This is a genomic window from Marinobacter sp. 1-3A (assembly GCF_016597775.1).
GTDB classification, from domain to species: Bacteria; Pseudomonadota; Gammaproteobacteria; order Pseudomonadales; family Oleiphilaceae; genus Marinobacter; species Marinobacter xiaoshiensis.
The window spans coordinates 1-7,452 of the sequence record NZ_VCGZ01000023.1 but is presented as its reverse complement, the minus strand read 5'-3'; the positions used below and the strand labels follow the sequence as shown (position 1 = coordinate 7,452).

The window sequence follows — 7,452 nt, the reverse complement described above, 5'->3', positions numbered from 1 at the left end:
CCATAAATCCGGAGTGGCCTGAGAAGAAGGTGAATCTTGGTACCCTCGCAGGACTAGGCAGCCAAACAAAGTCGCTACATGAGACACTCGCGTTGCGAGCGCTCATGAGCTCCAAACGTTAGCGAATATGGAGAATAGTCAACCATGAACGAAAGGGAGATTCCCGTCGGAGGCGATTTTAATCGAATCTTCGATCATCAAGACTACCTGGCGATGATAAGTATTCCCGATGAGGCAACCTGCGTTCTTCGAGCGCACCTTATCCTTGAGGAAGTTTTAAACGTTTGGGCCTCTAAATTAACGGCTACTGAGGATCTCTACGCGGGTACTTTTGTTCCGTTCAAGACCAAGCTCGTTATAGCGAAAAATCTTGGGCTGGATACTGACATCTTCAAGTTATTAGACAAAATAAACGAAGTCAGGAATCGCTTCTCTCATCGAAAGGGCTATGAGCTTGAAGGATCGTTAATTGATTCGCTGAAAGACCAGGTTAATAACGTGGTTCCGGGGGCTCAGGTTTCACCATGTGAAAGCCTACACGCATACGTGTCTGGCAAGAATGCGGAAGGTGAGCGTGTGGAAAAGAAATACACTTGGGCCGACAGCGATCACCGGATCAAATTCGTAATCATTTTCGTTGGGGCGATCCTAAGAATAACTAGCTGGATACAAGCTGAGTTCAATCGACGGAATATCCAGTTCACTTTGATATCCACATTCGATCGCTAACAATCGGCTGCACAGCGACCGATTTTCCGCCGCTTGGCGGCTCCAAACCGGCGCGTGAGCCGGGCGTTATGCGGCAAGCAAATAGAGAGCTATATGTCAAAACTAAATGTTGATCAAAAAACGATCTTTGAGCTGCTATCAGATAAAAAGGCTGACTTTCTTATTCCAGACTATCAGCGCCCGTATGCTTGGGATGAAGAGCAGTGTCAGACGCTATGGGATGATCTTTTTACATTTTCATTTCCAAACAACGATTATGAAGCCTTTGATAAAAATGATGAGTATTTTTTGGGTTCCATTGTTACATTTAAGAACGATGACGGGCAGTCAGAGGTAATTGATGGCCAGCAGCGTCTTACAACAATAATGCTTATCCTGCGTGCATTTTATGACAAGTTCGCCCATATGCAGGATGCGAACTCAAAACAAACACGGGACAGGATTGAGAAATGTATATGGAAAACTGATGAATTTGGAAGTGCTGATAAATCGACTTTAAAAATTGACTCGGAGGTGGCTACAGATAACGACAAGGATGAGTTTCTTGATTTGTTACGGACTGGCACAGTGCAGCCAAGCAGCAAAAGCCAATATGTGAGCAATTATCAATTCTTTCAAAAAAGAATCGATGAGTTTTTGCAAGCGTTCGCAAGCTATTTTCCTTATTTTCCTGCAAGAATATTGGGTAACTGCATCCTGCTTCCTATAGAAGCAGAATCGCAAGACACGGCTCTCAGAATATTCTCGACATTAAATGATCGTGGTTTACCGCTAGCAGATGCCGATATATTTAAGGCGCAGTTCTATAAATATTACGGTGAGATGGATAAAAAGGATGATTTCATTTCGGAATGGAAAAATCTTGAGGAGCTAACAAGCTCCATTTTCTATTTAAATGCGGGCTCGCCAATGGATGAGCTGTTCGCTCGTTACATGTATTACTTGCGAGCAAAAGAAGGAAATAAAAGCACTACTACCGAAGCGTTGCGTAAATTCTACGAGCGCAATAAATACCAGTATCTCAAACGCTCAGAGACGATCCCAGACTTAAAATCACTAGCCTTGTTCTGGAAAGGTGTTTCTAATCAAGACAGTCAAAGATTCTCTGAATCCGTTCTTAAGAAGTTATTTGTTCTGACTTATGCGCCAAATGGGATGTGGCAGAACATTGTTTCAGTCTACTTTCTCTATCATAGAACATCGGAAGACGCTTTGAGCGAGCCTGAATTCGAGGTCTTTTTGGATCGGGTAACGGCTTTCGTATTTGCATATGCCATAACAAACCCAGGCGTCAATGCTTTGCGCACTCCTGTTTACGATGAAATGGTGAATATTGTTAATGGTAAAGATGTCACTTTCTCAAGGTATAGGTTCAACGAAGGGCAGGCTAGATCATTCTTTGAAAATTACAGATTCACAAATCAAAGAAATATAACTCGCTCCATGATCACGTGGTTTGCATATACTTTTTCAGATCAATCCCTTCTTGATGTTAATGAGATATTTCACTTGGAGCATATCTTTTCTAGGAAAAGACAAGAAATGGAAGGTGGCCTCAAGAATAGTTCGTCTATTGAATCTCTCGGCAATAAGGTTTTGCTTGAGGGTAGCATCAATATCCGTGCCTCTGACTATAGATTCGAAGATAAAAAGAAAATCTACAGCGGCGAGCAGCGGCGTGGAAAAAACAAGGATGCAACCAAAGTCCATGAAATATATGAAATCCTCAAGCTGGAAGACTTTGGTGAGGCCCAGATAAATGAGCGCAATGGCGAGATACTGGATAAATTCTTTGCATTTCTCCACGATCAGAATTTGATAGATGCAGCAAGTTAATCCATGAAATTCGCTCCCTTCGGTCGCCGGACGCTCGCAAGCTCGCGCCGTTTATGGCGGCGTTAGAGAATAGTAAGTCAGTCACCACAGAATGAAATCAATCGGAGATAAGGTATGCCTTACCTACACAATTACAGGCTTTTCGTAAGCCATGCCTGGCGTTACAGCGAACGGTATGACCGAGCGATCAAATTTTTAAACGCAGCTCCTAACTTTTCGTGGACAAACTACTCGGTGCCCGTTGACAAGAGATTTGGGCAAATGTCAGTCCGTGCACTTGAAGAAGAGCTTCGTCAGCAGATTCGTCCCGCCCAGTGCGTAGTTGTGCTCGCGGGAATGTATGCAGCCCATAGTGATTGGATCCAGTTTGAAATTGACTTTGCTCAATCGCTCGGTAAGCCCATTCTTGGAATTATTCCATGGGGTGCAGAACGGACACCGATAAGTGTGTCATTGGCAGCAAATAAGATGGTTGGCTGGAACGCTAATACCATCGTTTCGGGTATCAGGGAGATAACCCCTTGAAATCTCTGAATTTGGATTATCCGGCACTATATAAAGCTGCAAGTGATCTGTCCGAGAAATCTCAGAATTGGTATCACCGACTCCTGAAATCGGAATACTGCCTTTTGATCTTAGCCGCAGTTATTTCGATGGTGGCTGATCCTAGTAGAGAAGTTCAGTCAATACATACAATAGTATTCATTGCACTTGCTGCGTTGTTGATTTATCGCTTCAAGACTAAACCGGAGCAAGATTGGTATAAGGGGCGGGCACTTGCAGAGTCAATTAAAACCTCAACTTGGCGTTACTGTATCAGATCGGCTCCGTTTGAGAATGTAACTGATGTTCGAATAATTCGAGCTGAGTTCAGAAATCATTTACGCGAAATCTTACGAGCCAACCGATACATCGGAGACCGTATCCCTCCAGATTCGGCCGCAGATGATCAGATCACTGGTTCGATGGATGACATTAGAGCGCTATCGATTGAGGAACGTAAGCAGTTTTACATGGAAAACCGCATTAAGGAGCAGCGAGGTTGGTACACAAAGAAGGCGAGAGACAACAAAAAAGCTGCAACACGTTGGGTCGTCGCGTGTACGGCAACCTATGGAGCTGCGATTGTCCTGCTAGTGCTCCGTCCCTCATTCCCAGAATGGCAGTTTTGGCCATTCGAGCCACTAATAGTCTTAGCGTCGTCAATTATCGGCTGGATGCAAATAAAGAAGTTCAATGAATTGGCCTCGGCCTATACGCTGACCGCACATGAAATCGGGATAATCCAAGGGCGCCTCGAAGAAATAGAATCTGAAGAAGATCTATCAGAATTTATTAATGAAGCAGAGCTCGCTTTCTCTCGTGAGCATACACAATGGGTCGCACGGCAAAATGCACTCTAACCAGTGACTGTGGTGTCAATCCCATATATTAAGCCATATTTTGACGCCACGGTTCCTGATTTTTAACCATGGTATTGAGCACCACAATCATCTTTCGCATGCAGGCAATCAGAGCGACCTTGGGGACCTTCCCCTGGGCTTTCAGATGCTCGTAGAAGCGTTTAAAAACCGGATTGCACTGGATGGATGAAAGCATGGCCATAAACATTACTGTGCGAATCCTGTGACGCCCTCCTCGTATTCTTCGTTTGCCATTGAGTTTGCCGCTGTCTCGATTGATGGGAGCCACACCAACCAGAGCCGCAATCTCTTTTCGGTTAAGTGAGCCGAGTTCTGGCAGTTCGCTGAGCAAGGTGTAGGTGAGGACTTTACCAACGCCTGGAACACTGGTCAGAATTTCCGATTTGATACGCCAGTGATCAACCTTGGCCACCTCCTGCTCGATCTGCTTGGTGATAGTTTCAATCTGACTCTGAAGCATTTTGAGCAGACTTTTGATGGAACGATGAAGTGTTTTTGGAAGGATTTGAAGGCGATTTTTCTCCATGGTAGACATTTCCAGGAGTTGGCCTCTCCTAGTTAATAAGTCTTTAATTTTCTGAGATGTTTTATCCGGAATCGGTTTGAATTCGGGCTTTAGCGTAGCCGCATATTTGGCGATGACCTGTGCATCAATCCGATCGGTTTTGGCGAGCACACCGATTGCTTGAGCGTACCGCCTGACACTGGTGGGATTGACGACAATAATCGGAAGGCCAGCCTGATCACAGGCTTGAACCAGGGCATGCTCATAACGCCCTGTGGCTTCTACCACGATGCGTTCTATGGAGTAGCCTTTGAGGATTTTCACGAATCGCCGGATATGCGCCTCGCTGTTGGGGATCGAATAAAACTCTCCGGAGGGATGAAGGGCGATATCAAGATTGGCCTTGCCAACGTCGACACCGATATTGACGGGTATTTGGATTTTTGAAGTGTTCATAATAAGCTGACTCTGCCTTGCTATACGGGCTCGAGGCCCCGATGACTGTTCGAGTTATCGCTTTAGAGTCATGCAGCGCTACGCACTGGTTACCGGTCTCTCGAAAGAGGAACCTTACAGGCATCGAGCTACTGCACGAAGGCCCCCAGTTGCAGCTGGGGGTGGGTCTCAACTTTACCCATACACGGCAGAAATTATCCATACAAGTGCAGGCACGGCGACGCCCACTACATTGCGCCTTCGGCTCCATTCCGTGGGCGCGCATGCTGCAAGCGTTATGCAGCTTATGAGAATGGAGTAAAAATGAAGGATATTAGACTGTTTTTTCAACTGACAGCGTGTTTTTTAATTATCTCCTGCTCTATGGTGGGCAAGAAAACTCCACATGAAATCGTTTGGCAAGTGATCGGGGAGAAGAAAAGCAGCCAATCAGTAGTCGAATATATAAAGAGTGGCGGATACTCGATCCAGGAAATTCAAAGTATTGCTCAAAAATCAATTGAGCAGAGTCAGTGCTCATTGGCATATGACCTCGTGAAAAATTTTCAGATTGACCCAAATTTGAGAAGCGATACCCAGACATTGTTTCAGTGTCTTTTATTAAATAAATATTATCAGGATGCACTGCACGTTTTAAAGTCTGGTGCAGCACCAGAATTTATTCGCCATGAGAGTGTTTATCGAAATGATGCGCTAGAAGAAGCGTCTGCGTGGGGAGAGATTGAGATTGTACGAGAACTGTTGCGCTTAGGTGAGAGGCCGTCAAGTAGAGCGTTTTTTCTCGCGGTTTCTGGCCATTATCATCGCGACTATGATAAGTCCCTGTCCATACTCGATTTATACAAAAAGTATATAATGAAAATTGATATAAATTATGAGTTCGTGAAAAGCCCACTACTCTATGAGGTTGCTACTGAACGCAAGTACAGCCTTCAGCAAAGACTGCATCTATCGAAAGCAATTCTTGAACTTGGAGCCGATCCCAACAAAGGAGTAAAGCGAACTGAGCATGGTAAAACAGGGCGAAATATTGATTATATCGAAACAGCTTATATGGCAGTTTCTGGCACTCCAGAACTTACAGCTCTGTTTTTGGCATACGGAGCCGACGCGGAGCAGGGAAGAGCGAAGGAATATGCCAAATTTATAGCGAATTTGATACCAGGTGACGAGGCAAAGCAAGGTCTAGTTGTTCAAATAAAAGACAATCTCGTCTTGGTACAGACTGCGTCTGGTACAAGATGGGTGAAGATAGAAGAAATTCGCCCTTCAAAGTGATAGTAATCGCATAACAAATTGATTAACGTCGCCCCATTCGGGGCTGGACTGGGAAAGCCTGCGGCTTCCCCAGCCCGTTATCAAAACGTTGAGGCTGTAGAAAAACACCGAAATTGCGCCTCGGTTTGATAGGATCAAGCAAACAGACAAGGAGCCGTCAGATGCCCAAAGCCAAGCCCCGCTTCAGGCCCTATAACCACGATCAGGACACTATTCTCGTGGTGAATTATAAAGAGCAGCTTCAGCCCGGCACCTTCGAACATGCCGTGCACTACCTGATTCAACACAAGCTGGATTTGTCGGTCTTTTATCCGAGGTACCGCAATAAGGACACAGGCCGACGGGCCTATGATCCGGCTATCCTGTTGCCTGTCATTCTATTTGCCTATTCCCGTGGCATCACCTCCAGTCGGGAAATCCAGTGGTGCTGCGAGACCAATGTCATCTTCAAAGCGCTGTCCTGCGACACGGTTCCCCATTTCACGACTCTGGCCAAGTTCGTCAGCAGCCATGCTGATGAGATTGAGGAGTTGTTCGAGCAGGTGCTGCTGGTCTGTGACGAACAGGGTTTGCTGGGCCACGAACTATTTGCCATCGACGGTTGCAAGATGTCCTCCAATGCCGCCAAGGAATGGTCTGGCACCTTTAAAGAGCTGGAGGAGAAACGCCAGAAGCTCAAACGACTCATCCGCCACCATCTGAAAGAACACCACGAACGGGACGAGGCGGAAACCGAGGCCGAGCTGGACCGGGATATCCGCCGGGCGAAGACGGTTCTCTCTCTGGACGAGTCCTTGCAGAAAGTGGATCGCTTCCTAAAGACCAACAGCCCAAGGATGGGCCAGGGGAAACGACGCAAGGAAGTGAAGAGCAACATCACCGATAACGAAAGCGGCAAGATGACCACCAGCAAGGGCACGATCCAGGGCTATAACGGCGTGGCCACGGTGGACAAGAAACACCAGATCATCATCGATGCTCAAGCCTTCGGCGAAGGCCAGGAACACCACACTCTGCAACCGGTTCTGGAAAGTGTCGAAGCCCGATTCAGGAAACTGGGCATCGCGGACAACATCTACCAGCAAGGCGCTGTGGTAACCGCCGACACCGGCTTCGCCAATGAAGCCAACATGAAGTACCTGCACGAAAGGCAGATCAACGGTTACATCCCGGACAATCGCTTCCGCAGCAGGGATCCAAAGTTCCAGAACCAAAAAGACAAAT

The 7,452-nt window shown here is 46.3% G+C and carries 7 protein-coding genes; 6 read left to right on the top strand and 1 reads right to left on the bottom strand.

Annotated elements, in window-relative coordinates; all coding sequences use genetic code 11:
- Positions 1–144: 144 nt before the first annotated feature.
- From FE848_RS18355 to FE848_RS18340, 4 genes are all read left to right on the top strand, one after another.
- Positions 145–729, top strand: a complete 585-nt coding sequence (locus FE848_RS18355) for a hypothetical protein (RefSeq protein ID WP_200205337.1) — start codon at positions 145–147, stop codon at positions 727–729.
- Positions 730–822: 93 nt separating this feature from the next.
- Complete coding sequence (locus tag FE848_RS18350) at positions 823–2,565, top strand: DUF262 domain-containing protein (protein ID WP_200205335.1); 1,743 nt, start codon at positions 823–825, stop codon at positions 2,563–2,565.
- 114 nt (positions 2,566–2,679) lie between these two features.
- Positions 2,680–3,090, top strand: a complete 411-nt coding sequence (locus FE848_RS18345) for a TIR domain-containing protein (protein ID WP_200205333.1) — start codon at positions 2,680–2,682, stop codon at positions 3,088–3,090.
- Positions 3,087–3,968: a DUF4231 domain-containing protein gene (locus tag FE848_RS18340; RefSeq protein ID WP_200205331.1), complete on the top strand. Its 882-nt coding sequence runs from the start codon at positions 3,087–3,089 to the stop codon at positions 3,966–3,968. Before FE848_RS18345 ends, FE848_RS18340 begins: the two co-directional genes overlap by 4 nt.
- A 28-nt stretch (positions 3,969–3,996) precedes the next feature.
- On the opposite strand, the gene FE848_RS18335 is transcribed toward FE848_RS18340, so the two are convergent.
- Positions 3,997–4,950: an IS110 family transposase gene (locus FE848_RS18335; protein WP_200205329.1), complete on the bottom strand. Its 954-nt coding sequence runs from the start codon at positions 4,948–4,950 to the stop codon at positions 3,997–3,999.
- A gap of 303 nt (positions 4,951–5,253) precedes the next feature.
- On the opposite strand from FE848_RS18335, the gene FE848_RS18330 reads away from it, so the two are divergent.
- Positions 5,254–6,228, top strand: a complete 975-nt coding sequence (locus FE848_RS18330; protein ID WP_200205327.1) for a hypothetical protein — start codon at positions 5,254–5,256, stop codon at positions 6,226–6,228.
- 161 nt (positions 6,229–6,389) lie between these two features.
- The coding region (locus FE848_RS18325) for a transposase (protein ID WP_200205325.1) at positions 6,390–7,452 on the top strand (1,063 nt) is incomplete at its 3' end.

Bases quoted from the DNA above. Each gene is read 5' to 3' on its own strand.
- FE848_RS18355 (WP_200205337.1), top strand. From the start codon at position 145: ATGAACGAAAGGGAGATTCCCGTCGGAGGCGATTTTAATCGAATCTTC.
- FE848_RS18350 (WP_200205335.1), top strand. From the start codon at position 823: ATGTCAAAACTAAATGTTGATCAAAAAACGATCTTTGAGCTGCTATCA.
- FE848_RS18345 (WP_200205333.1), top strand. From the start codon at position 2,680: ATGCCTTACCTACACAATTACAGGCTTTTCGTAAGCCATGCCTGGCGT.
- FE848_RS18335 (WP_200205329.1), bottom strand. From the start codon at position 4,950: ATGAACACTTCAAAAATCCAAATACCCGTCAATATCGGTGTCGACGTT.
- FE848_RS18330 (WP_200205327.1), top strand. From the start codon at position 5,254: ATGAAGGATATTAGACTGTTTTTTCAACTGACAGCGTGTTTTTTAATT.